Origin of the sequence: Pedobacter sp. Leaf176, from assembly GCF_001424305.1 — a bacterium.
Lineage (GTDB): Bacteria > Bacteroidota > Bacteroidia > Sphingobacteriales > Sphingobacteriaceae > Pedobacter.
The window spans coordinates 343,055-369,994 of record NZ_LMPD01000006.1 but is presented as its reverse complement, the minus strand read 5'-3'; the positions used below and the strand labels follow the sequence as shown (position 1 = coordinate 369,994).

The following is a 26,940-nucleotide window of genomic DNA, read 5'->3' as shown; positions in this document are numbered from 1 at the left end:
GTAGCGAGACGCTACGACCAGTGTCCAATTAATCTTTTAAACAAACTCCTAGTCGTAGCGTCTATAATATCAATTCAATAATATTAATTTCAACTGCTCTACTGATCTTGTTCCATGGTTCCTGTTCTTGATCAAAGGTCGTAGCGAGACGCTACAACCAATGTCGTTTTTTTAACTCTGCAATCTAAAATCTAGTCGTAGCGTCTCGCTACGACTATAATATCAATTCAATAATATTAATTTCAACTGCTCCACTGATCTTATTCCATGGTTCCTGTCCTTGATCATAGGTCGTAGCGAGACGCTACAACCAGTGTCGTTTTTTTAACTCTGCAATCTAAAACCTAGTCGTAGCGTCTCGCTACGACTATAATATAATTCAATAATATTAATTTCAACTGCTATAACTCTACTGATCTCATTCCATGGCTCTTCCTTAATTATAGGTTGTAGCGAGACGCTACAACCAGTAATTTTTAAAGCATTTTTAAACACCTACTTCACCACCTGAACCCACTTACCGTCCTGCGTTGCCGAAATATCATTGTTATACATTGCCTCACATTGAACGGCTGATAAATAATATTTACCCAAATAAGATGCATTTAATAACACTTTATAAACCAGGCTTTCATTTTCTCTGATATTGAAATAAGTGAAAACCCGGTCATCCCTGATGTCCTGATAAGTAAATGGAGACGAAGCCAGAATACTTTGGTTATCATTAACACGTGTATTAATAATTTCCCATCCCGATGGAAAGATTTGAGTTAAAGCCATTTGTTCATAATAACCCATTCTTCCAGGATTCTTAACGGTAACTTCTGCGTAGAAATCGGTTCCCTGTTTTAAAGTTGTCGGATCTAAAAGCTTTCCGTTTAAACGTTTGTAAACCACGTTCATATCCAACACATCAGGCCGGTTTGGCAAGAAATTATTCTGACCAGCCACCGGTTGTCCTTCCAGAACCAAACGAACAAACAACACGCTATTGCCTTTGTTCGTGATTGATGCGGTATTGCCTTTAAAGTTAACTGCAGTGCTGTTGATATATTGAGCAGAATTTACAGTTGCGGCTTTTCCATCTAATGCATATTGATACTGCAATTTATTTGAAGACTGGTTGGCACCACAGAATTTTGCGATGGCCAGTAAACTGTAAGCAGTTGTTTGCGTGCTGTACCAGGTGTTTTCGCCTAATTTTGCCGCTAAGGGTTGCAGTAAACTGGCCGCCTTGGTTTTCTGACCAAGTAAGGTCATGGTTTCTAAAATCATTGCCTCATCACGTATATCTGAACCGTAGGTTCCGCCCAGTTGTTTATAAGGTTGGATTGATGTATTCAATCCGCTGATCATATTTTGAGCAACATTAGCTTGTCCGGCCAGTTTGTAAGCTGCAGCCAAACGCCATTTCGCTGCAACAGATAGGTATTCGAATGCTTTTAACCTGTTCATCGCGGCCATCTCTGGTTTTTTCGCCAATGCAAGCATGTATAAACGGTAGGCCTGGGTTAAATCGCCACCGTAAAAATTATTGCTATTTGGTGCCCAGTTTACTGCTTTTGTTTTTTGATAACGTAATAATTCATCCAGCAATCCCACGGGTAGAGTATAACCGGCGTTTTGCGCCTCTACTAAAAAGTGACCGCCATAATTACTACCCCATTCGTCAGAACTGCCTTCACCAGGCCAGTAAGACAAGCCGCCATCAGGGGTTTGAAACCCTTTAATCCTCGTAATTCCAGCTTTAATATTTTTTTCCGTCATGGCTTTTTGCTGTTCAGTCAGCGGACTTAACCTGTCTAAATACAACTGAGGGAAAATACCTGATGTAGTTTGCTCTATACATCCGTGAGGGTATTGAATCAGGTAACTTAAACGTTTTTTTAGGTTTATTGCCGGAATAGATGAAACTTCCAATGTTCCAGAATTTGTTCCGCCCATCCCGATGGGGGCGTAACCTGAGGTCCATTTCTGACCAGGTTGAACGGTTGCTGAAACCACATTGGTTATGTATGGATTTGGATTTCGAATATCCATTTCCACGTCGTAAACTGTTTTTTCAGCACCACTTTGTGCTATGATCTTAACCTTAGCAATGCCGACCGTATTAGGTGCTTTCACTTCAAAATAAGTCATTTGCTCGCCCGTTTTTTTATAGTACAGCTGTTGTTTATTATTGCCCTGAACAATTAAGTTACTGGTTTGCAGCTGAACGGAAACATTTTTCAAATTATTTTCTGTGGCGAAAACAGTTACCGGCAGGGTAAAACTTTCGCCAGGACCGATAACCCTTGGTAAAGTTGCCAGAACCATTAATGGCTTTTTAACTTGCACTGATTTTTCTGCAAAACCATAAGCAGCATCCTGACCCGCAACCACCATCGCCCGCACTGCTCCAATGTATTGTGGTAACTTGAATTTATGAGTTTTGCTTTCACCTTTACCGATGGTATATGGCCCCATAAATTTAACGACAGCATTAAAACGGTTGGCTTTTGCAGGGTTTAAATTTTTATTAACGCTGCCATCACCTCCTATACTTAAAATGCGTTCTAAATTTCCACCCCATGCACCTAAAACATAATCAAATAAATCCCAGGTTTTAACGCCCAATCCTTCACGGGCATAGAATACGCTATGCGGGTCTGGTGTTTTGAAACGGGTTAAATCCAACAATCCCTCATCAACCAAGGCAATAGTATAGGTCATCGCTTTACCGTTTTGCTCGCCAACTGTAATGGTGTTTTCTATTTCAGGTTTAATTTTATCCAACATTTTTATGGTTGGTTTCAGAATGGTTTGCGGGTCTTCAACAGCAATTGGAATTGCACCATACATTCTTATTGGTAAATCGTTAACGGTTTGCGCATGGGGCTGTAGCAGTGTAACATTCGCAAAAACGTTTGGCGCCATTTCTTTCTCCGCTTTGAATTTATATTGTGTTTGGCCGGCTTCTGTATCAATCCAGAAGGTTTTTAAAACACGGCTTCCATTTTCAATTGAAACTAAAGCCCTGCCATTTTTCGCTGTTGGAATGGTTAAGGTAATGTCTTCGCCAACCGTAAACTTTTCTTTATTTGCGGTAAATGATAACATAGATGCTTCAGTAGGGTTTGCGCTTTGCTCACGCTGTGCCCAGCCTGGCCAGTCTATATAGACTGATTTTCCTGTTACATGACCGCCATTTAAATCGCGAACCAGAATCAGGTAGCGTCCCCATTCGGGTTCATCAATACGTAAATTCCAGCTTCCTTTACCATTTGATAGCGTAACCTGACTGGTTTCTATCAATTTGTTATACTGGTTTTGAGTGAAGTTTGCGTAAGTATATTGGTTATCCTGTTCCCACCACCATCTCCACTGGGTTTTGTACAATTCAACCTGAACGGTCTTACGGCCCGAAAGCAGTTTACCATCAGTACTTACATTTACAATTTCAATTTTATGATCTTTACCGGTAACCAGCATGCCGCTTAATTTATTGCCTTTTTCCGGGCGAATGCCTAAATAGTTGCTGTAAACATGGTATGGAATACTAAAATTATCGATACTGAAATTGCCGCCTGGTTCGAAAACCTTGGTCGTAAAGTTTGCCCTTAACACACCGGGAGCGGTATTGTTTTCGTTCAGATTGGTATTTACTTGTGCTGTTCCGGCGCCGTTCAAGGTACCCTCGAAAATCGTCTTCACCTGCGATTCGAAGTTTACGGTCGGATTATCAAAACTAAAGCCGTCGAAACCTTTAAATTTGGTTTCTGTGGTATTTAAATTAACGTCGACTTTAGCTTTTAAATTCTGCGCCGGTGATCCAAACAGCCATTTAGCGGATAGGGTAGCCGCACCGGTACCAGCAGTTAAATAAGTTTTGTTGCCGACATTGAAGTCGATTTTTAAGCGGTTGGGCATAACCGTTTCAATCTTCAAAGTTTTTGTAAAAGTGGCGCCTCCGGCTTTCACCTTCGCCATCCAGTTGCCGGTAGGGGCCGTATTTTCAGTTGCCGTTTTAAAACTATAAAATCCATTTACAGGCTTGCCGTTTATTAGTCGTTTATACAACTGGCCTTTTGGGTTATAAAATTCCATTGTTACCGGATAATTGGCAGGCAGTTTTTTCAGCTTATCTTCTAAAATAAACGAAATAAACAAACTATCACCCGGACGCCAGACGCCGCGCTCTCCATAAATAAAGCCTTTTAATCCGCTCTGCACCACATCTCCACCAACATCGAAGCGACTTAATGGTAAGGAACTTCCGTCATCTAATTTTAAATAACCTCGTTCAGAACCATTTTTTGCAATCAACAGGAACGGCTGACGTTTTAAATCGAATCTGGCAAAACCATCGCCATCTGTTTTAGTAGTAAAAATAATTTGCTTCTGGTAATCCATCAGCTCCAGGTTTACGCCACTCAAAGGTTTTGCAGTGAGTAAATCCGTAGCTACAATAAGCATACTGTTGTCGTTCCCACGTTTGGCAACCAAGCCGATGTTCGAAGCAAATAAATTCCGGCTTGCCCAGCGTTCATTGGTATAGAATGATGGTGTACAAGGGTTGTCTCTATCGTTCCATCTGTAATTTTTCGGGTAGTTGTTATTATAGCGGTGCCAGAAATCATCATCCTCGTCGATTTTTTCACCATAGCCATCATACTCACCATATTCGTTATATTCTCCCTCATCATCATCATTGTCGTTGTCCGATGCCGACTTACAGTTATAAACATTATATTCTTGCCTGAAAGCAATGGTAACCCGATACATTGCTCCGGGCTCCGTGCGAATCATCTTATCCAAATCTAAAGTAAAGCGGTTCTTTTTATGCAAGTTCAATGCTTTATCCTCATCCAAACGAATGGTTTTTTGAAGAATGGGTTTAGCTACACGGCGTAATTCATTGCCGTCTTTATAGCTGTTCGTCTGAAAAAACTGGGGAATATTATTTTCATAAACCTTAACTACTGTAACATCAACAGCTTTTAAATTGACGGCTTCAAAAGGAAGCACCAGTTTACCCGAATTCGGTAAAATGGTTCCGCCGCCTGCAATCGTTACCGACGGGATTTTATCTTCGAAAACCAGGTTAGCCGTCTTTCCTGTGGCCAGAGTTTTACCATTAATGTTCTCAACGCCGTTATTTACATTTAAAGTGTAATTGCCTTTTAGTTCTTCAGCAGCATAAACTTTAACCTGGCTCGCATCAATCGTATAACGTAAATCGCTAAGGTTGCCCAGCGAGATCATGCCTGTTAAGTCCTGACCAACACCTATGGGCTCCGAAAATTGAACCAGCGCATAATCTTCTTCGCCCTGAATGGCTTTCATATCCAATATTTCGAACTTATTCAAAGCCGGAATCCTGATTTCCTCTTCGCCTTTCTGGTCGGCATCTATTGCATCACCATCCCAGGCAAGTTTTAGTGTCTGATCTGTGTTTTTCTTTTTAATGCTGTCTACTGTGAATTTAGAACTGTTTTTAGCAGGATCATGTTGCCATTTTATCTTCAGCTTCTGGTCAAAATCCAGTTCTACAATTTTCTCAATTTTCGAAGTTTCTTCCGCATCTGCTGTAGACACTTCCCCGGTTAATTTCATGTAATCGAGGGAGGTATTGTTTTGAGAAATTAAACCATTTTGCGAAAGCATTACACCTGGTTTAATTATCCTGAATTCGAAGTCGAAATCTTCCAAGCCTTTTTCTGTAGCCGAAACTTCAGACAGCCTAAAACTGGCCTCATATTCTTTTCCCGGCTTCAAATTTTCATCAGGACGAAATTCTATAGTTTGTGGATCAATCCAGTACGTTTTACCGGAAATGGAAGGTGAAAAGTCGAATAAATCACGCGAATCAGCCTTGCCCAGGTCTTGCATGCCTGTGGCTGCATTTGCAAGATGTATTCGAATAAAACTCTTTTTAGAAATGGTTCCTGAAGTATAGGCTTCGATGTATTTTGCATAGGCCTGGTTATCTTCATTCGTTTTTTTCTTTCGGTTAAAATAAATGAATGCGATTGCAGCAATTGAAACTGCAAGCACACCGATAAAAATAAATTTCTTTCTGGAGGAAGACTGGTAGGTAGATGGTTGGTCCATTTGGAATTTTAATTAGATATGCTTCAAATTAAACTAAAATTCCCGTTATAATTAATTATGTTGAAAAGTAAGAACTTGTTAGTATGCGCCGTAATGTATATTTAATTTATGTTTTAGCAAATTAACAAAATTATAATCGGCGTTGAGTTTGATTCACATTATAATCGGTTATTACAAACGGCTATATTCAGCAAATACTGCTGTTTTCCTCCATTTCCTTAAATCTTTGGTAAATGCAGCCGCGCCAAACCGCCCCGAATAGTTTATAAGGTTACTTGTATAATATCAAAACCTTCATCTTTTTTTCCTTTTTCACTAAATCCAGGCCGATATTTTGTATTGATTTTATAATGCCATCGCGATTACGCAATTCGACAACGGTTTTTATGTCATATTTCTTGTTAAGGCCTGTTTCATCTATTACCGGAAGATCCATTTCGTTACTCAGATAATTATCTGCAAAGTCAGAAAGGGTAACAGCTTCGCCCTCATAACCTTGGCCGCTAAAGCCGTAACCGGATGCATTTTTTGTAGATTCGGGAAGGGTAAATTGTTTATTTATTAAAGCATATACGGGCATATCCCGATACTCAATCCTGGCTTGGATAGGCAAAACCTGATTTAATCTTTTCTGCAAAATTACCAGAAGGCTGTCCTTTTCCGCTGGTTTAACCAGCAAATCAAGGCAGTAGAGCGTCTGCTTATTGTCAAAGTCGCAAACTTCTTTCTCTTTTACTTCATAAACGACTTGTTTTTCAGATTTTATCCCATAGGCTTCCTTAAACATATACGTCATACAACCATTGATGAAAGTTATCCTGCGGTCTTTGTAAGCATTATGTTGAAGATACTTTTTAGCCATACCCGGCTGTCCAATCATGTAACTTCTTACGGTGAAGCTTTCACTTAATGTGCTATCCACCGCAAAAATATCCGCATTATTATTCACCTTCGGTTGGTTAATTTCAGCGGAAGAGTTTACCGTTTGATGCCTCACTAATTTATTTATCATCACCTGGTTAATGGAGTCTGTTCCCACTAAAGCGACAATTTTGCCACGGTCGATAATGGCACTTTGTCCCACATAAGAAAAAGCAAATACTTTATACAAAAAGAATGTTGGGTCGCTGGCAAGCCAAAGCTTAGACGGCTTCTTTTTCAGGTAGCTTTGTAATCGGGAAGGTACTTCATCTGAAATCCCAATAATTCGGATGGAATTGGGATTTGCATCCTGGAGTTTTGCCAGGTTATCCATTTCCGGTAAACAGGGGCTGCACCAGGTGCCCCAGAAATTGAGTATGTAAATTTTGTTATCTCCCGGCTGGTGAAGCGTCACTGATTTAACGGGGGCGTTAAGCAAATTTTGTACGGGTGCGTTCGGAAAATCATCTCCTTTTTTCAGCTGAATGCCCTGGGCGTGGCTTGATAGAAATGATAGCATCAGACTTAAAATTAAGTATATCTTTTTCATATTTTTTTGTTTGGTGCAAATTGGATAATCAAAAATTGAAACCCGTTAACGCGGAAGTTAATTTAGGTTATAGTATGTTAACAGGCTTATGGTAAGGTCAACTTTTAACTACATTTGTTTGTGAAAAAAAACGTTCGCTTCCTTATTGTAATCTGCTTATTGGCCATGTTATCCTTATTAGCTTTACAAGCGTATTGGATTGTAAAATACTATCAGGTTACGCGTTTCAATTTTGAAAAGGAGGTAAACATGGCATTCGAAGATGCCGTGAAAAAGGAATTTAGTGTCCGATGTGATACGGTGCAACAACTAATTGAAAATAAACTGATGGACACAACTCAGTTTATATTCAGTTCCAATCTGGATAAAGAAGGCACGCGCATATATAACATCCTTGCAAAAGGCAAGAGCAAAAACAAAATGCTTTCTTCTTTCAGTTTTAATGAACTTCCAGACAGCATCGGGCCAGGAAATGAGCAAATGAAACGGAAAGTTGCGCAACATTTTGCAGAACAACTCCGGTCTGAGGATCTGGAAAACCATGTTGTTTATTATCGCACACATGAACTCGGTGCATTTATGATTGATAAAGCCAACAAATATCAATTTGATACCACCCGTTTAAGACCTATATTAAACCATTACCTTGAGGCCCGGAACATCGAGATTCCATATCAATTTTTGACACTTAAACATGACAGCACAACCAATTCAAGCCATTTTAGCCAAAAATTAACACGTAATTTTCCAGTTATCAGTAAATCATTTCCAACCTACCGGTATACTGATAATCAACGCTATGTGCGCGCCATGTTCCGCAATCCTGCTTCCTACATTATATCTAACATGGGTTTGATTCTTGTTTCGTCAATACTGTTGGTTCTTTTGATTGCTGCTTGCTTATCTTTCATGCTGAAAAGCCTGTTCCGGGAAAAGAAACTCGCTTTGATTAAGGATGATTTTATCAGCAACATCACGCATGAGTTCAAAACACCTATCGCAACAGTTTCCGTTGCTATCGAAGCACTTGAGGAGTACGATGTACGTCATGATGAACATAAAACGTCGCGCTACCTTGATCATGCAAAAAATGAGATACAACGGCTTAATCAACTCGTTGATAAAATAATGAACCTATCCTTGTATGAGGGTGAGCAAACGGGATTTCATAAGGAATCCATACCTGTAGATGAGGTTATGCAGGAAATCATACAGATTTACGAGGTATCAAGCGATAAAAAACCGGACATCCATTATGAGAACAAGAGCGGGGTGCTGCAATTTGGGGTCGATAAACTTAAATTCAGGCATGCAATAAGCAACATATTGGATAATTCGATTAAATATTCAAAAATCAATCCGGCTATTAATATCGACCTGTTCAAAGAAAACGGCCATCTCGTATTTCGTTTCCAGGATAATGGTATCGGAATTCCAGAGAAAGATCTTTCCTTTGTTTTTGATAAGTTTTACCGTGTGAATAAGGGCAATCGCCATTTGGTTAAGGGCTATGGATTAGGCCTAAATTATGTGAAACAAATTTTGCAGCAGCACAAAGGCTGGTATAGAATTGAAAGTGAATTGGGAATTGGAACTACAATTATGTTAGGCTGGCCGATATGAATAAAATTCTTTTTGTCGATGATGAACCTGCGCTGGCAGAAATTGTAAAGGAAACCCTCGAATTAAAAGGCTTTGAAGTGCGGCATGCAGTAAGCGCCAGCCAAACCATGCTATTGTATCATCAAAATAAGCCCGACATTATATTGTTGGATGTGATGCTGCCCGATGGCGATGGATTTTCCATAGCCAGCCAAATCAGACAAATGGACGTACAAACGCCGATTATTTTTCTGACCTCTAAATCTCTACCGGCCGATGTGGTATTGGGTTTCGAAAGTGGGGGTAACGATTATTTAAAAAAACCATTCAGCATGCAGGAGCTAGTGGTGCGGATTAAAGCCCTCCTGAGCCATAACAGGTTACTTTATACACCGGAGAAAAAGAACAAAGCGGACGTTTGTATAGGGAATTATTCTTTTCAATACGCCGAAGGCCTGTTAACCTTATCAGGAACGCAGCGCTTACTCACCAGGCGGGAATCTGAAATTTTGCAATTGCTTTTGCTGAATAAGAACGGCATGCTCGACCGCAGCGTTATTTTGAATGCCCTGTGGGGCAACAATGATTATTTTTCAGGCCGAAGTCTGGATGTTTTCATCACTAAACTGAGGAAGTACCTGAAGGATGATCCGTCAGTTGTGATCATTAACATCAGGGGGCAGGGTTATAAGCTGGTTTATTAGGTTTCCCGCTGATCACGCTGAATCCGCAGATACATATCGTAGGAAAAAACAATTAAGGTATTAAGAAATGGTTAATTTAAATTTAAAGACTATATACCATTAAGAAAATTAAGCGATTTCCATTAATCCTAATAACTTTATTTTAATAACCTTGATTTCTTAATGGTTAATTTAAATTTAAAGATTATATACCATTAAGGCATTAAGAAAATTAAGCGGTTTCCATTTAGCTTAATAACCTTAAATCTAATTTGTTAATTTAAGATTTAAGAGCAAACACCATTAAGGCATTAAGAAAATTAAGTGCTTTTCATTAATCCTAATGATCTTAAATCTTAATGGTTAATTTAAGGTTAAAGAGCGAATACCATTAAGGCATTAAGAAACTTAAGCGATTTCCATTTAGCTTAATAACCTGAAATCTTAATGGTTAATTTAAGTTTAAAGAGCAAATACCATTAAGGCATTAAGAAAATGAAGTGATTTCCATTTATCTTAATAACCTTAAATCTAAACGGTTAATTTAAATTTAAAGACTATATACCATTAAGGCATTAAGAAAATTAAGCGATTTCCATTAATCCTAATAACTTTATCTTAATAACCTTAATTTCTTAATGGTTAATTTAAATTTAAAGACTTAAGAAAATGAAGTGATTTCCATTTATCTTAATAACCTTAAATCTTAACGGTTAATTTAAGTTTAAAGTCTATATACCATTAAGGCATTAAGAAAATTAAGCGCTTTCCTTTAATCATAACAATCTAAAATCTTAATGCTTAGTTTAAGGTTAAAGAGCAAATACCATTAAGGCATTAAGAAAATGAAGTGATTTCCATTTATCTTAATAACCTTAAATCTTAACGGTTAATTTAAGTTTAAAGGCTATATACCATTAAGGCATTAAGAAAATTAAGCGCTTTCCTTTAATCCTAACAACCTAAAATCCTAATGGTTAATTTAAGGTTAAAGAGCAAATACCATTAAGGCATTAAGAAAATTAAGCGGTTTCCGTTTAGCTTAATAACCCTAAATCTAATTTGTTAATTTAAGTATAAAGACTAAATACCATTAAGGCATTAAGAAAATTAAGCGGTTTCCATTAATCTTAATATCTTTATCTTAATAACCTTAATTTCTTAATGGTTAATTTAAATTTAAAGACTATACCATTAAGGCACTAAGAAGATTAGGCGATAAATACGCAAATACAATACGCATTTTTAATAATTATTTTAGATAGAAACCTGCGACGGTTTTTAATCTGCGGGAGCAGAATTGCTTTCAAGTAAGATATAGATTTTTGTAATCAAACGGCTTTTTGCCTTAATGTTTAATATGGTTCTCATCGGGCCGTGACCATTAGCCATCAGCCGGTGCTACCCGCTGTTAATTCATATCATATCGAGACTTGGTTGAACCAGTCAGAATGTAAGGACGGTCTATAACCTGCTTTTTGTGAAATGCATTTACAACTTCTTTATTGTGGTCGATTTCGCCTTTCATCATTAAGAACAGTAAATCGACTACCGATTTTCTGCGTATATAAACGGCAACCTTATCCCCGATAAAAAGAACAGGCAAAATTAAGTGCCGCCTTCTCAAAAATGGCTCGAAAACGTATAAGTAGGCAGCCGAACTTAATACTATACAATAGTTTATCATTTCTAATGGCGTTAATTTATCATTCTATTAGCGTTTTAATCCTAACGCAATAAAGGATATAAAGTTTCAGTTATTTAACATAAATAATCGAATTTGATTTTTGTTAATCTATTTAGGAATGTAAAAAACATGAAGGCCTTTAATTTGTTGTCTATTGGCATAAAACCTAAAGAAAATGACTAACGAAGAAAATCAAGAGCCCATATCGGGTAATCAAAACAATTTAAAAGGTGATAACACAGTTAAAAATCCTGATGATTGGACAACGGGCGACGAACCGATGACGGGCGCACAAAGTTCCTACCTTAAAACGTTATCTGATGAAGCTGGTGAAGAATTTGATGAAAGCCTGTCTAAAGCTGCTGCATCAAAAAGGATCGACGAACTGCAACATAAAACTGGCAGAGGATTAGACACCAGCAAGTAAAAATAATGCGCTGGTGTTCATTCTTCAGCGCATATTTCCAATTTATTCATGTAGCTGGTTTGATAGGTCATTGTTTTGATTAATCAACTTTCTCAGGCCAAAAAAAGAAACCAGCCCAATGGTTACGCCAACGATAATAAGTGCTTTGAATGTCATAATGGATTAACAATGGAGTTAAATGATTGTTTGAAACTCAGAATATCCCAATGAAAATTAAATTCAGGTATCTTTTAGAAAGCGTCAGAAGTGGTACGCTTGCAACAGATTAGAGGGCTTTTTGGGTGGTGAACTAATATACAAAGCGGATTACAATTTAATATCCACAAGAGCACAATGTCCGGATTTGTCCGGAAATGTCCGGTAAAATGCATGGTTGTTCGGGAGTTGTTGCAGAAACAGTGCTTTAAAGGCCGTTTTTCCGAAGGAGACTCGAAGGAGAGTCGAACAAAACGATGAGGATTATTCACCTGTATCCGTAAAGTTAAGCGACAAACCCCATAATTACGAGGTACGAAGCAATCTTTTTATAATAGATTGCTTCGGATCGCTCCATTCCGGCCTCGCAAAGACGAGTTGATTATTCCTTCGTAAACAGGAATTCTTTCCCCCCTTGCTTAAGTGTCATCTCTTTTTTTGCTGCATTGAATTCAAGTACAATTCCAGCCTGTTCGAACTTAAATGTGGTTGGTGATGCGGTTTCGAGCGGAAAAGCAGACTGACCGGTTGCCTGCGCAAACAGTTTGTCGCCGGTTTTAGTAATTGAAATTTTCGGTGGAATTTGGGCACTGGAATACTGACCTGCATAGGAATCCAGCATTTCAGAACTGATTTTCACTGCTTCAAAAGTAGGTACCTCAAAAGGTTTCCCAAACCAGGCACTCAGTGCAGCAATTAGAACGTTGTTGAGTGGGTACTGTGTTCCATTCGACGAAATGGCCACGGATAATTTTTCCTCCGGATTATAAATTAGAATCGACTTGAATCCGTCGATTGCACCATCGTGTCCGTAATTTATTTTGTCATAATAGGGAAACTGAAATAGCCCCAGTCCGAATTTCTGGTTCATTGTTTTCATCAGGTCCAGGGATTTCACGGTGATCAGTTTTCCAGCAAAAAGCGCACTGATGAAGGTGCTCAAATCCTGTGGATTCGAAACGATGCCACCGGCGCCCATGGGAATTGACAAATCCGTTTCTTTTTCCTTCGTCCACTTACCATCTTTAAACTGATAGGAATAGGTTTCGTTATTTTGCAGATTCGTTTTACTACCGAAGTAAGTATTTTTCAATTTTAAGGGTTTAATGATCTGCTTATCGAGGATGTCGGCATATTTGCTTTTATAGATGTCTTCTGCGATGTAACTCAACAACACATAATTGGAATTGCTGTAAGCAGCTTTACTATTCGGTTCGAAGTCGCTCTTTCCATCGGCAATAATTTTCAGCATAGCCTCTTTGGATTTGTATTGGTCCAGGTAAGCTAAATAGCCGGCATCACTGGTGAAGCTGTGAATGCCACTTCGGTGGTTCAGTAAGTTTTCTATTGTAATTTTCTTTGCGTTCTCAATTTCTGGAAAATATCGGTCAAGGGTTTGATTGAGCGTAATCTTATTCTTTTCCGCAGCCATGAGAATCAGGGTCGCCGTGAACATTTTAGATATCGAACCGATACGGTACTTTGATAATGTGTTTACGCTTTGGCGGCTGTCGATGTCGGCATATCCGATGGCTTTTGAATAGAGCAACTTTCCATTCTGGGTCACGGAGATGCTGCCCATAAACTGCTCTTTTTTATCCATTACCTGGAATAAACTATCGAGGCGGGCGGTATTCAGGTTTTGACTTTTGCAATTAAAAGCCGAAACGATCAGCAGGCAAATCAGGAGGTGTTTTTTCATAAGATTATTTTTTGTTGATGGATTTTTTAAGTTTAAGAAGCAGCGTAAGAATGAAGTAGCATAGCACTATGGAAAGTACCATAACTGGTATAAAAAAGTTACCAAGTAACTCGTTCATGCCCTGGTTATTTAAGTTTCTCGATATGCCCAGCACCATGAAAGTGTCTTTTTTATAAAAAAGACCTACTTCTGAAGGGTTCAGAATCTTGGCTAAGATAAGAAAGACAAAAGCAAACAAAAAGAGGTAGAGAAAGAAGAATATGAAATAGCTTATCCCATTGGTAAAGTTGAGGATCAATGCTTTGAATACATGAACCGGGTTAAAGGTTGTTGTCGCTTCAGTCAGCTTTTTATCAGCAATGAGTGGTTTAAGCACTTCTTCGGGCGTACCCAGTTTTTCGAGGACATTAAGCAAGGCATCAATTTCAGCGACATCGTTTCTATGTTGAATGGCTTCAAAAATATGGCTGTTAAATTCCATATAGACATCGTCCTGGTCTTGTTGCGATAGGGAAGCGGTCGTTGTCCTAACACGCTTCATGTAATCCTTATACACCCTTCCGGAAGCTTCCTGGCTAAATTTTATAGGTTCTATTTTCATTGGATTATTTTTTGGATGGCGGTTTCTAAATTTTTCCAGTAGCTGTTCATCTGCAAAAGCGTTTTGATGCCGGTATTGGTCAGCCGGTAATATTTCCTGGGGATGCCGGTTTCCTGCTCAATCCATTCGGAATCAACTAAGTTTTCTGTCTTAAGCCGGTTCAACAGGGGGTACAGGGTGCCCTCGGCAATTTCTATTTCGGTAAATTTCCTGATCTGCTCAATCAGCTCATAGCCATAATATTTCTTGTCCTTCAGTACGTTCAGGATAATGAAAGTCAATGTGCCTTTCTTTACCTGTGATTTCCAATTCGTTAAGAAAACTTCGTTCATGCGGTAAATGTATAACAAAATACATAGTATAGCAATGTATTTTGAAAATAAATAGTTTAGGTGGTTTTATGACCGTTAAAAGGGGTAATTTCCTCGACTGTCAGTAGAGTTAGGCGCAGCGTCTCTACGGATGCAGAATAGATTTGAGTTTGCTAACTCAAATAAAAGCGAGTCACAAACTCTTTTCTATACCTAATCCTTCGAGCCCTCTGGAAACTACGGACAGACATGTAATTTATTCTTTTGTCATACACCACTGTCTTGTCTCGGCTCGCCGCCGCCGAAGGGCTCTTTCTTTTTAGCATCAAAAAGAAACAAAAAATGCCGGCTGAAAATTTTTCTTCTGAAGCCAGTTGTGCGGCCGGATCAGTGCAGCCCGAAAAATTTGTTAGGCCGGATTTACGTAGAACGGGGAAACTGTGCTATGGCCTAGCTGGATGGAAATACCAATTAGTGAAACGTTCTTGCTGTTCGGGATTTAGCCTAGCAAATCCTAACTATTGATAAACAGGATTTCCAATTCTGTAATCATTCAGTCGATAGCATCTTTAAGCTTTGGTACGTTTTATTGTTATCAGCCCTTATCTTTGCCCTGTTATGAAAAACCAGCAACTTCAGGAGACCTTCGGAAACATCGATATCTATTTGTTTGATCAAATTCTCAAAGGCACTTACGACGATTGCCGCGTTATCCTGGATGCAGGTTGCGGAACGGGCAGAAATCTTACTTATTTCCTGCAAAGCGGAGTGCAGGTTTTTGGCGTCGATCAGAATCCGGAGGCGATTTCGCAACTGAGCAGCTATGCCGGGACATTCGGCCAGGCGATTCCGGAAGAAAATTTCCGGGTGGCTGCAGTGGAAGAACTGCCGTTTGAAAAGGAAACTTTCGACCTGGTGATCAGCAGTGCGGTTTTACATTTCGCAGAAAATCAAAAACATTTTGAGGCCATGCTGAATTCGATGTGGGCGGTGCTTAATCCCGGTGGCTATTTTTTCTGCCGGCTGGCTTCTGATATCGGCATCGAGTCTTTAGTTAGTTCTATTGGAAATGGCAGGTACCTGCTTCCAGATGGTTCGGAGCGCTTCCTGGTGAATCAGGAGTTGCTGCTCCGGCTAAGCAATGAACTGAGTGGGGAACTTTATGAACCGATCAAGACGACCAATGTACAGAATCTCAGAAGTATGACAACCTGGTGCTTGCGTAAATCGAACTGATCAACTAATTCTTGATTTAGTCAGGCAAGCTTCTCAAAAAAATCATAAAAACAAACTCCGTCATTGCGAGGCACGAAGCAATCTTTTTATAATAGATTGCTTTACCGAAATCGGTACATGCTGGCTCGCTCAGTTCCGGCCTCGCAATGACGAGTTGATCTCTAGCCCATATATTAAATTATTTCACAATCGATTATGGATTATTAAATTTTAAATGCAACTTTGTCGCGTATTGAAAGTTAAAAAGAACAATATCCAAAAAAAGTGCTGTCAGGTCGTCTCCTTCCTGATGGTCGTTCTTTTTATTTCTATGACTGTGGTTCAGGTATTTCACATGCACGACAGGGGCGTAACTACAGAGCAATCGGGTGAGGATGATTTGACCTATGCGGTTGAGAAGTGTAAGGTCTGTGATTTTTACTTTCATAAACAAAGCGAGACGATACACGCGGCCTATCCGCCGGCACTCGTAACGCCTTTACCAACGCTGATTACGCACAACACCCGCCATTACATCGGCAACTATAAATTTACCCTTCAGGGCTTTACCAACAAAGGCCCTCCTCAAAGCTGAGCAAAGCAGGTCAACTATTTTTAATGGTTTACACAACTGCCGCTGCATGTAAGCGGTGGTTACGCTGCTGATTCTAACATTCCCATTTATTCATTAATTGTCGCGTTGCTGCGCATGCAACCTCTATAGGTGTGCTTACGCATTCCCGGCTTCATTTTCCTACAAGCTTCATTCGTCATGAAGAAAATTTTATTGGTGCATTTGTTACTGTTTTCCTGCATTTGGGTATCCGGTCAGGGTTTACGGTTGTCCGGAAAAATTACCGATGGGTACCGGCACGATTTATCCGGGGTCCGGATTTCAATCCATCCGGTTGCAGCGGTGGTTTTTACCGACACGACCGGGCATTTTGCTTTTACAGGCCTTCCTAAAGGTGAATATGTGCTCAAAGCGGAACAGGAAGGTTACCGGTCTCAAAGCAGGACGATAAAATTATTGGCCGACCAACAGGTAGAGCTGGTTTTACAGGAAATGCATTACCAACTGAAGGAAGTTTACGTAAGCAACAACCACATCAAAGAACGCAAGCAAAGCGAATCAATGAATATAGAGGTTGTTAATCAGGACTTCATACAGCGTAACCTTGGGGGCAGCCTGATGAGCACTTTGTCGCGCATACCTGGCATTAAAACCATCGGCATCGGCTCCGGTCAATCCAAACCGCTCATCCGTGGGCTAGGGTTCAATCGTGTGGTGGTGGTTGATAAAGGCGTGAAACATGAAGGCCAGCAATGGGGTGCAGACCATGGGTTGGAACTTGATCAGTTTGCTGCCGGCGAAGTCGAATTAATTAAAGGCGCCGCCTCGTTTCTTTACGGCTCGGATGCCATAGGCGGCATCATTAACGTAAAACCTGCCGCGGTACCACGGCCCCATAGCATTGCCGGATCGGTTGACCTGATCGGAAAGATCAATAACAATCTTTTTGGTACTTCGGTCAATCTTCTGGGCCGGAGTACGCATTGGTTTGCCGATGGCCGGTTTACCTATCAGAACTACGGCGACTACCGTGTGCCGGCAGATTACGTTCAGGTATACAACTACCAGGTTAATTTATTCAAAAATCACATACGTAATACGGCAGGTAATGAAACCGGCCTGCACCTGAATACCGGTTTTGTGGGTGAACGTTTCCGTAGCCTATTTTACTTAAGCAACCTTTACAGTAAAAGCGGCTTTTTTGCAAACGCCCATGGGCTGGAGCCGCGTAACGTACCAGCAGAAATATACGACGCTTCATCACGCGATGTTCTGAAACCCAGCCAGCAGGTAAACCACTTTAAGCTGATCAACCGCAGTGCGTACCGGTTTGGCAGGCATCAGTTGGAAATGGAACTGGGCTACCAGCGGAATTTCCGCCAGGAGTTCAGCCAGTATGTGAACCATGGCTACATGCCACCAGTTTATCCGGATACCATGCGCATTCCGGTCGACCTGGAGCGTGAATTCAACAAGCAAGTGTACGATTTAAACCTCCGTGATGAAATCAAACTGGGGAAACACAGGCTCACTATAGGTTTCAATGGGGCGCATCAGGATAATGCGATCAATGGCTGGACCTTCCTCGTGCCTGCATTTAAGCAAACTACGGCCGGAGCTTTCGCCTACGACAAATTCCAATTGAATGAAAGGGTACTGTTCCATGGTGCCATTCGCTATGATTATGGGCAGATCAGAATGTTCAAATATACGGACTGGTTTGAATCCCAAATCGTTGAGGATCGTGACACCACCTCTCAGAAACTCGTCCGGGCCGATAATCTCAACCGCCGCTTTAACAGCCTGGTATGGTCGGCAGGATTGAACTACAATGCCGGCAAGTTTAACCTAAAGGCAAACCTTGGGAAAAGTTTCCGGATGCCAATCGCCAAGGAACTGAGTGCCAATGGTGTCAACTACCACTACTTTAGCTATGAGCGCGGCGATCCTTCTTTAGCGCCCGAACAATCTTACCAGGCAGACCTGGGTCTCGGCTGGACGGAAGAAAAATGGTCCGTGCAGGTCAGTCCTTTTTACAATTATTTTCCCAACTACATCTATCTTAATCCTACTGCCCAACATGACTATTATTATGGGGCCGGTAACCAGGTGTTTCAGTATGCACAAAGCCGGGTGGTGCGCTACGGCGGAGAAATTCAGTTAAAGTATCACATTCTGAAAAGCTTGAGCGCGGAATTCCTGGGCGAATATGTATATGCAAAACAGTTATCGGGGGATAAAAAAGGTTATACGCTGCCTTTCTCACCGCCAGCCTCGGCCTTACTTAACCTGACCTGGTCTCCCGAACTCAGTGAAAAGCTTCAAAATACCTACATCTCTGTTGATTATCGCCTTACAGCGGCACAAAACAACATTGTCCCTCCCGAAAAGGTATCCCCGGGGTACAGTGTGATTAACATTCAGGCGGGAACTAAGGTAAGCCTGGGTAGCCAGTCTTTAATGATTAGCCTTCAGGCGCAAAATGTACTGAATACCCGGTACCTCAATCATACCAGTTTTTACCGGCTCATTGAACTCCCGGAAGCTGGCAGGAACCTTATTCTATCGCTCAAAGTGCCTTTCGCAATTAAAAAAGCAAACAATTAAACACGATAAAAACAAGAAAAACGATTATGAAAAAAACAAAAATTCTAGTGGCATTTTTAATGCTTGCCGGCACCTTTAGTGCCTGTAAAAAAGAACAGGAGGAGCCTGAAGCTGTTAAACCGACCGCAGACCACATTGAGATTGGCTACGCAAACAACAAGCAAGCCATCAGGGGCCGCGATTTCCATTTTAACGCAGACGTTACGGCGGCCCTCCGGATCTCCGCAGTGTCGGTTAAGATCCTGCAAAAAGCGGGACAAACTTATTCAGCAAGCTGGAAAATGGAATTGGACTGGGCAGAATTTAAGGGTGTGAAAAACACGACCGTGCATAAGCATTTCACGATTCCCGCCGAAGCGCCGGAGGGTACCTACGAATTTATTTTCACTGTTAATGATGAAAACGGAACCAAACTCGAACTAAAAGAAGACCTGGCGATCATAGACGCGGCCAATATGCCTGTCGATCCAATGGTTGACCGGGATATTTTTTCGAGGAACGACGACATGGTTTACTACATGAACACTTATGTAGAAAATCCGCTCCTGTTCAAAAAAGGCGATAAATTTACTGCACGCGCCCAGGTTAAGCAAATCCAGGGTGACGGTATCTTGTATACCGCATTAATCAAGCGCAAGCTAAACTACTTTCCGGAAACGGTAGCGCAGCTGGATATGGCCAAAGCGACCATCATCTCTAAAACAGAACATACAGGCCTTGGTCCGGCATCGAAAGTGAATACCCAGAAGCAGATCAATGGCGTATGGGGCGGCGATGATATCGTGATCGGTGCAGAGAAGGATGTGCTCGGTAACGCGATAACCGGTAATAAAGCATGGGAATCCGGTCAATATAACCTGGTTATCCTGTATTTTAATTCCACTTATAAGGTGAGTACGCACAAGACGATCCCGGTAACGATTAATTACTAAGCCAACAAAGACAGCAATTATAAACTACCCCTTAACAAGAACATTTAATATGAAAAAGCAGCTAACAGGCCTTTGCCTGATCCTAATGGTGGGTATCAGCGCCTGTAAAAAAGACAACCAGGAAGCCATTGATACGGAATACCCGGTCATTAATGTAACCGGAACGACCGCTTTCCCAAAACAGTGCAGCACCGTTAAACGTGGTGAAAAATTCTTATTCCAGGCTCAGCTTAGCGATAATTCGCAACTGGGTTCTGTGAGTGTGGACATTCATCACAACTTCGACCACCATACGCACAGTACCGAAGTAGAAAGCTGTGCCATGGACGCCATAAAAACGCCCGTAAAGCCTTTCCTTTTCATTCAAAGCTATTCAATACCAGCAGAATCAAAATCCTATGAAGTAAAGCAGGAGATCACGGTGCCTTCAGACATTGATGCCGGTGATTACCATTTTATGATCCGGCTTACCGACAAGGAAGGCTGGCAAACCATAAAAGGCTTAAGCATTAAAATAGCAAGTTAAGACAATCGCTTAATAATTTCTTTCACACTAAAAATGCTGTTATCAGCAGTTATCATCCAATAAATCAAAATCATGAAAAAAAATCACTTAAAAAAATTAGCCTGTTTGCTGACAATCACACTTGCATTTGCCGCTTGTAAAAAAGACAATGCTGGGCCGGATCCGGAGCAACCGGGTGAAGCAAACAAGGAACAGAAATTCGTCCGGGTATTGGTAAGCGATGAGCAAAGTACACAGTTAAGTTTCATCGATCCATTTAATGCAAAAGTAACCGCGATAGCTGCAAAGTATCCGTTGGCCAACCTTTATGGAACGGCGTCCGGACGTTATGCTGCTGTCTTGTATCAAAACCAAAACCTGGTGGAGGTATTCGACAGCGGCCTTGCATCTCATGTCGACCATGTAGATGAGGTGGGTAATGCTAAATGGGCTGCAATTACTGCAACCGGGTTGAAACCAACGCATTTTAAAAGCAAGGGTACAGAATCCTTAATTTTTAATGATGCCGACGGTACACTCAGTGTCGGTTATGATGCCGACTTCAATACAGCGGGTGCCAGATTCAGGATTATCAATGCAGGGCTGTTGCCGCACCATGGTGCGATGGCGCAGTTCAGTAATGGCAATTATGCGGTAACGGTAGCGCCAGTCAGCGGTGCGTCTCCTAACAGGGTTCAGATCATCAATAAATCCGGCACTGTCGTTCATGCTTCAACTCTGGAGATTGGCGCCATACATGGCAATGCGAGCGATGGAAATGTTGCCGTATTTGGTGGATTCACCAGTGCCGGGGCAACTGCGGGTGGTGTGCTGGTGGTGAGTGCATCTGGTGAACAAAAGCTGATTCCCAATCCTGACGGCTTTGGCGCATTCAGGTTAGCAAACGTTTATTATGCCGAATCAGCTAGAAAATTCATCGGTTTTGTCGCCACTAAAGGCGCTTATCTAATCGACGTTACAGGAAGCAAAATTACACCGATCTATAGCGGTGCTGATGCTTTCCAGTGCAAGGTGGACTATTCAGGCAAAAACCTGCTTGTTTTGACCCTCGATGGCAAACTAAGGATATATGACCTGCAAAGCGGTGCATTGAAAAAAGAAGGCAGTGTAATTTCTGCAGTTGCTTCTGCTGATACCTACAAGCCGGTACTGGAGGCCACAACAAAATTTGCTTACATCGCTGTCCCTTCCTCGGGCGAGGTTTACCAGGTCGATCTTGCTGACTTTAGTAAAGTAACCAGGCACAAAGTAAGCTCGAAACCGGTAAGACTGACGCTTTTCGGTTTTGAGAGCAGCGCCGGACATATGTAATTAGAACGCAGGAAGGGCACAGATTTATCGGTGCCCTTCCTGTTGTTTTAACGGTACTGGAACATACCCGAAACCCATCATTTTCAAAGCCAAACCCACTTTGTTGAATATTAAGGCCTATATATTGCCAGGATTGTTCCTGTTTCAAGATAATTCCATCATTAAAACTCCATTTAGCCCCATCTAGCGCAAGCGTCCCGCTTGTGCTTTAATGGGCTTTTATAATTAACTATTTCGTTTTTTGGATTAGTCACAAGCGGGGGTTATATCTTTAATATCCCCATCTAGCGCAAGCGTCCCGCTTGTGCTTTACCGGCTTTTATAATTAACTATTTCATTTTTTGTATTAGTCACAAGCGGGACGCTTGCGCCAGAGTACTTGATACGCTCGCGCCGGACTAATCCTACCGAACGTGATTTATAAACTTATGTACAAGCCGGAGTAATTTACACCCTTAAAAAACCCGTACTCTGCACGAAGCTATCAGGTATTTATTACACGAACCCTTTAGTTTTTAGTTGGTTATATCTTTAATATCCATCATTTATTGAAAGATCATGGAAACGAAACATAAAACTAATGTAACTACAACCGGCAGGGTAATATCCGTTCTGGGCGGGGCCGCCCTGGCATATTATGGTTGGAACAGAAAAGCATCACCTTTAAGTAAAAGCTTAACCACTTTTGGCGCTTACCTGATTTTCAGGGGTGCTTCCGGTTATTGCGCCTTTAACGATGCCCTGCATATCGATAAGGGGCATTCTGATAACAAAGGCTTTGAAGTCAAATCCAGTGTTACGATACTCAAACCACGTGAAGAGGTGTATCAATTCTGGCGGCAGCTCGAAAACCTGCCGAAGTTTATGGATTACCTCGAAGAGGTGCGGGAGGCCGATGGCAAGCGATCGCATTGGGTGGCAAAAATTCCTAAGAATATAATAAATAAAGAAGCCCTTAGTACGGTGGAATGGGACGCTGAAATTATACATCAGGAAGAGAACAGCCGCATCGCCTGGCGTTCCCTGCCTGCATCTGAAATTGAAAATTCAGGTGAAGTCCGCTTTACTGATGCCCCCGCTAACCGGGGCACCGTGGTACAGGCGACGATTTCTTACCATCCACCATTAGGGCTCGCCGGCGAACTGGCGGCAGGCCTGTTGAATCCGGCGTTTAGGGAGTTGGTTAAACAGGATCTGCGCCGTTTTAAGCGGTTGCTCGAAGCGGGCGAAATCCCAACCATTATTGGTCAGCCTTCCGGGCGCAAAAATGGAAAATACTGAATCTTGTTTTAAATTAAATGTTAAGTTATGAAAGCAATCTGCTGGGAAGGGATCAATAAAGTAAGTACCGAACGCGTACCCGATCCGACCATCTTGAATCCACGGGATGCCATTGTGCGTGTTTTATTGTCGTCGGTATGTGGCTCCGATTTGCACTTGTTGGGTGGCTATATACCCGCCATGCGGGAAGGCGACATCATCGGTCATGAGTTTATGGGCGAAATTATAGAAGTGGGTCCGGAAGTAAAAAAACTAAAGAAAGGCGACCGCGTGGTGGTGTGTTCTGTATTATCCTGCGGCGGCTGTGAATTCTGCCAGCGCGAGGAATATTCCTTATGCGATAATTCCAATGCGGAACCAGAATGGACCGAAAAAGCTTATGGTTACCCCGTGGCCGGGATTTTTGGTTATTCACACGCTTTAGGCGGCTATGCCGGAAGCCATGCGGAGTACACCCGCATTCCATTTGCCGAAAATACCTGTTTCAAAATACCGGAGGGTGTAAGTAATGAATCTGCATTATTTACTTCCGATGCTTTTCCGACCGGATACATGGCGGCCGATTTCGCCGGTATCCAACCGGGCGACACCGTGGTGGTATGGGGTTGTGGCGGCGTCGGACTCATGGCCATGCATAGTGCCTGGCTGCTGGGCGCAGGCCGGGTCATTGCCATTGACCAGTATCCCTATCGCCTGGAACAAGCCCGAACCAGGGCAAATGCCGAAGTGCTCAATTTCAGGGAAGTGGATGTACTGCAGGCGTTAAAAGAAATGACAGGCGGCCGTGGTCCTGACCGTTGCATCGATTGCGTGGGCATGGAAGCGGATAGCACCGGGATTGAAAAGTTATATGATTATGCCAAGCAATATGCCCGCCTGCAGAATGACCGGCCTGCGGTGCTCCGGCAAGCCATTATGGCCTGCCGCAAAGGCGGAACGGTATCCGTTATCGGGGTATACGGTGGCTTCATAGATAAATTCCCGATGGGTGCGGCCATGAATAAAGGCCTGACTTTCCGCATGGGCCAGCAGTTCGGACAGAAATACATTCCTACACTGCTGGATATTGTCGCCAGGGGAGAAGTGGACCCGGCTTATCTGCTGACCCATAAATTGTCGCTCGATATGGGGCAGGAAGGCTACATGATGTTTAAAGAAAAAACAGACAAAAACATGCGTTCGGTCTTTGCTCCGGCCGGATAAACAATCTGTTAATGGCGTGGGGCTGCTCAGCATCCGCGCCTTTTTTAAATTAAAATTATAAAGATGAAAAAGGAATTCTTGATTTTTAGTATCGTACTGATGGCTTTTATGGCCTGTAAAAAGGATAGGTCGGATGCGCAGGGACTCGAACTGGTTTTTGCTGATGATACCTATCAACTAACGGGTGTAGCAAAGGAACCCTCCGGCCGGCTTTGGGTAAATTACCCCAGGTGGTCTGACATTTACCGTTATGCAGTGGTTACGGCCGAAGGTAACACCGTAAAACCCTATCCAAACGAGGCCTTTAACAACTGGCAGCCCGGTCAGGATGGGCAAAATATGTGGGTTTGTGTGCAATCTGTTTATGTGGATAATGGCGGCGGACTTTGGATACTCGACCCGGCGGCACCGATGATGAAAACCATACAAGGCAATGGGGCGAAACTGGTGAAGATGAATAAAACAACCAACCTGCCGGAACGGAGCTATTCCTTCATGAATATCGTTCCCGATACGGCTTATGTAAATGATGTGCGCGTTGATGTCAGTAAAAATTTCGCTTACCTGAGTGAATCGAAAGGAGGCGGCATTATCGTAGTGACCTCGCTTCCGGCGAGATGCGCAGGGTATTGAGTACGCATTACTCCGTGAAATCAGACCCAAATTACAAGTTCATCATCGATGGGAGGGAACTGATGAAAGAAGGTAAGCCTGTAAAAATCAATTCAGACGGAATCGCCCTAACACCCGACGGCAACTGGATTTATTATAAGCCCTTAACCGACGACAAACTCTACCGCATTAGAACAGAGTTCTTGCGAAATTTCAGCATGAGCGATACGGAACTGGGCTCAAAAGTAGAGGATTTAGGCCATTTCTCCTCAACCGATGGAATGATCTTCGACGCCGCCGGCAACCTCTATTTAGGCGATTTACAGAACTACCGCATCCTTAAAATCGACCAGAACCATAAAATGACGACACTGATTAAAGATGAAAGGCTCATCTGGCCCGATAGCTACAGCATTGCCGATGGGTATTTGTACATCAGTTGCTCGCAGATTCAGAAGCAGCCGGAATATAACAATGGAGTGAATAAGAGAACTAGTCCTTATACGGTTTACAGGATGAAGTTGTGACTTTGATAAAATAGGAGGGTTTGATAAACTGCAGACTAAAAAAAGGTGACTTATGAACCCATCAAAAAGACTGATGTCCAGAACCTGAGATGTATGACCACCTGTTGCTTGCGTAAAATGTAAGACCTGGCCAATATCGCTTTATTTCGTTTCCTTCCGTCATTCTCGCGCAGGCGGGAATCTTAAAGCGCTTTGCGATAGAATTAGGATTATTCATAGGTTTTTCTTTCCTCAAAGGCATTCATGAGCAATCGTGGTTCCCAATTAAATTGGGAATGACAACTTATCTAAAATAATCGATTCGTTATAAACGAGACGCGTGTGCCAGACTAATACTTCTGAACGCAATTCCTAGACCTATGCCCGCCCTGTCCGTTAGCGTTAAGCATAGCGTCTCTATGGATGCAAGCATGGAATTGAGTTTATAACTCAATATAAAAACAGTCACAGACGCTTTTAATCAATCCGTAGCGCCGTCTGGAAACTATGGGCGGACAAGCTTATTCTATTTTAGAAACAAATTCACGAGAAAATTCTTTTGTTTCTCCTGTTTTTGTTTCTCCATCCAGAAACATTATCTAGAGAAACTTTTTTTTGTTTCTCGTGAAATTGTTTCTCCAATCCAAAATATTCTTTACGCTTATCGAAAATCATAAAAACAAATTCCGGCCTCGTAAGGACGAGTTCATCTTATGGATTGCAAAACAAAACATTCGCTGTTTGGGATTTTAGTTTAACGAATTCCGAAAATTGATGAATAGGATTTTCAATTATGTAACGCTCTGTCGGTAGCGTCTCTACAGATTATTTCGGAGAAAATATTTGTTAGAAATTGATATTATTTGAGTTAATTTGGATACGAGCTACAAGCTCGCACCAGCTTGAACACTAATCTTGAAAGTGTTGTGCAATTGGGAGACGTTTAAGTCAATAAAATAAGTAAGCAAACGATATGATGACCAAAATACTCTGGATAATATTTAGTCTCATATTACTTGTCACTTTAGTATATTTATCAATAAGATATAATAGCTTCAGTTGGGTTTATTATGCTCTGATAATTATTATATTTTGGAACATGAAACATTTATATAATAGGAAAGGCTAAAGATGAAAGGATACATGAATCTTGACTTATATTTGCATTTAAGTAAGTAATTCTTATGAGCAATGTGTCCCCCCGCTAGTCCGATCGGATTGCAATTCATTATTTGTGCTGGTCCGAGCTTTTAACTTGTAACAATATAAAAAAGCCATTATTAAAATTTAGAATTCGTAATCACTTGCTTTAAGCAGCTTAATTTATCCAGCTAGTTTTAGTTTTTGAATATATGCGGCAGAAATGATATAATTTAAGTTGATATAGGAACAAGCTACAAG

At 41.5% G+C, this 26,940-nt stretch carries 19 protein-coding genes; 13 read left to right on the top strand and 6 right to left on the bottom strand.

Going from position 1 to position 26,940, the window contains the following annotated elements:
- Positions 1–495: 495 nt before the first annotated feature.
- Together ASF92_RS17620 and ASF92_RS17615 are read right to left on the bottom strand one after the other, a co-directional pair.
- On the bottom strand, positions 496–6,093 hold the full coding sequence (locus ASF92_RS17620) for an alpha-2-macroglobulin (protein ID WP_056096308.1): 5,598 nt from the start codon (positions 6,091–6,093) through the stop codon (positions 496–498).
- 271 nt (positions 6,094–6,364) lie between these two features.
- Entirely contained in the window at positions 6,365–7,564 is a 1,200-nt protein-coding gene (locus tag ASF92_RS17615; RefSeq protein WP_056096304.1) for a redoxin domain-containing protein, read from the bottom strand.
- A 120-nt stretch (positions 7,565–7,684) separates the two neighbouring features.
- On the opposite strand from ASF92_RS17615, the gene ASF92_RS17610 reads away from it, so the two are divergent.
- Together ASF92_RS17610 and ASF92_RS17605 are read left to right on the top strand one after the other, a co-directional pair.
- A complete protein-coding gene (locus ASF92_RS17610; protein WP_056096301.1) occupies positions 7,685–9,187 on the top strand; it encodes a cell wall metabolism sensor histidine kinase WalK in 1,503 nt (500 codons plus the stop codon).
- Positions 9,184–9,870, top strand: a complete 687-nt coding sequence (locus ASF92_RS17605; protein ID WP_056096300.1) for a response regulator transcription factor — start codon at positions 9,184–9,186, stop codon at positions 9,868–9,870. The genes ASF92_RS17610 and ASF92_RS17605 overlap by 4 nt, the downstream gene beginning before the upstream one ends.
- Before the next feature lie 1,390 nt (positions 9,871–11,260).
- On the opposite strand, the gene ASF92_RS17600 is transcribed toward ASF92_RS17605, so the two are convergent.
- Positions 11,261–11,536: a hypothetical protein gene (locus ASF92_RS17600; protein ID WP_157263960.1), complete on the bottom strand. Its 276-nt coding sequence runs from the start codon at positions 11,534–11,536 to the stop codon at positions 11,261–11,263.
- 175 nt (positions 11,537–11,711) lie between these two features.
- On the opposite strand from ASF92_RS17600, the gene ASF92_RS17595 reads away from it, so the two are divergent.
- Entirely contained in the window at positions 11,712–11,963 is a 252-nt protein-coding gene (locus tag ASF92_RS17595; RefSeq protein ID WP_082489608.1) for a DUF3072 domain-containing protein, read from the top strand.
- A 577-nt stretch (positions 11,964–12,540) separates the two neighbouring features.
- Here ASF92_RS17595 and ASF92_RS17590 read toward each other — a convergent pair.
- The 3 genes from ASF92_RS17590 to ASF92_RS17580 are packed head-to-tail and all read right to left on the bottom strand — an operon-like array spanning position 12,541 to position 14,793.
- Positions 12,541–13,860 (bottom strand): serine hydrolase, encoded by a 1,320-nt coding sequence (locus ASF92_RS17590; protein ID WP_056096295.1) that lies wholly within the window; start codon positions 13,858–13,860, stop codon positions 12,541–12,543.
- 4 nt (positions 13,861–13,864) lie between these two features.
- Positions 13,865–14,461, bottom strand: coding sequence for a hypothetical protein (locus ASF92_RS17585; protein WP_056096292.1), 597 nt, complete (start codon positions 14,459–14,461; stop codon positions 13,865–13,867).
- Complete coding sequence (locus ASF92_RS17580) at positions 14,458–14,793, bottom strand: PadR family transcriptional regulator (protein ID WP_056096289.1); 336 nt, start codon at positions 14,791–14,793, stop codon at positions 14,458–14,460. The genes ASF92_RS17585 and ASF92_RS17580 overlap by 4 nt, the downstream gene beginning before the upstream one ends.
- 555 nt (positions 14,794–15,348) lie before the next feature.
- Between ASF92_RS17580 and ASF92_RS17570 the strand changes: the two genes are divergently transcribed.
- The 10 genes from ASF92_RS17570 to ASF92_RS21290 all read left to right on the top strand — a co-directional run bounded on the left by ASF92_RS17570 (position 15,349) and on the right by ASF92_RS21290 (position 25,560).
- Positions 15,349–16,008, top strand: a complete 660-nt coding sequence (locus ASF92_RS17570; RefSeq protein ID WP_231729856.1) for a class I SAM-dependent methyltransferase — start codon at positions 15,349–15,351, stop codon at positions 16,006–16,008.
- 310 nt (positions 16,009–16,318) lie between these two features.
- Complete coding sequence (locus ASF92_RS17565) at positions 16,319–16,582, top strand: hypothetical protein (RefSeq protein WP_056096280.1); 264 nt, start codon at positions 16,319–16,321, stop codon at positions 16,580–16,582.
- Positions 16,583–16,759: 177 nt separating this feature from the next.
- On the top strand, positions 16,760–19,168 hold the full coding sequence (locus ASF92_RS17560) for a TonB-dependent receptor (RefSeq protein WP_056096277.1): 2,409 nt from the start codon (positions 16,760–16,762) through the stop codon (positions 19,166–19,168).
- Between the two features lie 26 nt (positions 19,169–19,194).
- On the top strand, positions 19,195–20,100 hold the full coding sequence (locus ASF92_RS17555) for a DUF4625 domain-containing protein (RefSeq protein ID WP_056096273.1): 906 nt from the start codon (positions 19,195–19,197) through the stop codon (positions 20,098–20,100).
- A gap of 49 nt (positions 20,101–20,149) precedes the next feature.
- Positions 20,150–20,626 (top strand): DUF4625 domain-containing protein, encoded by a 477-nt coding sequence (locus ASF92_RS17550; RefSeq protein ID WP_056096270.1) that lies wholly within the window; start codon positions 20,150–20,152, stop codon positions 20,624–20,626.
- 72 nt (positions 20,627–20,698) lie between these two features.
- A complete protein-coding gene (locus tag ASF92_RS17545) occupies positions 20,699–21,937 on the top strand; it encodes a hypothetical protein (RefSeq protein ID WP_082489607.1) in 1,239 nt (412 codons plus the stop codon).
- 558 nt (positions 21,938–22,495) lie between these two features.
- A complete protein-coding gene (locus tag ASF92_RS17540; RefSeq protein ID WP_056096264.1) occupies positions 22,496–23,218 on the top strand; it encodes an SRPBCC family protein in 723 nt (240 codons plus the stop codon).
- A 27-nt stretch (positions 23,219–23,245) separates the two neighbouring features.
- Complete coding sequence (locus ASF92_RS17535; protein WP_056096261.1) at positions 23,246–24,421, top strand: zinc-dependent alcohol dehydrogenase; 1,176 nt, start codon at positions 23,246–23,248, stop codon at positions 24,419–24,421.
- A 63-nt stretch (positions 24,422–24,484) separates the two neighbouring features.
- The gene (locus ASF92_RS21295) at positions 24,485–25,054 is read left to right on the top strand and encodes a hypothetical protein (protein WP_197413325.1); all 570 of its coding nucleotides are present in this window, start codon (positions 24,485–24,487) and stop codon (positions 25,052–25,054) included.
- A 14-nt stretch (positions 25,055–25,068) separates the two neighbouring features.
- Entirely contained in the window at positions 25,069–25,560 is a 492-nt protein-coding gene (locus ASF92_RS21290) for an L-dopachrome tautomerase-related protein (protein ID WP_197413324.1), read from the top strand.
- Positions 25,561–26,940: the final 1,380 nt, after the last annotated feature.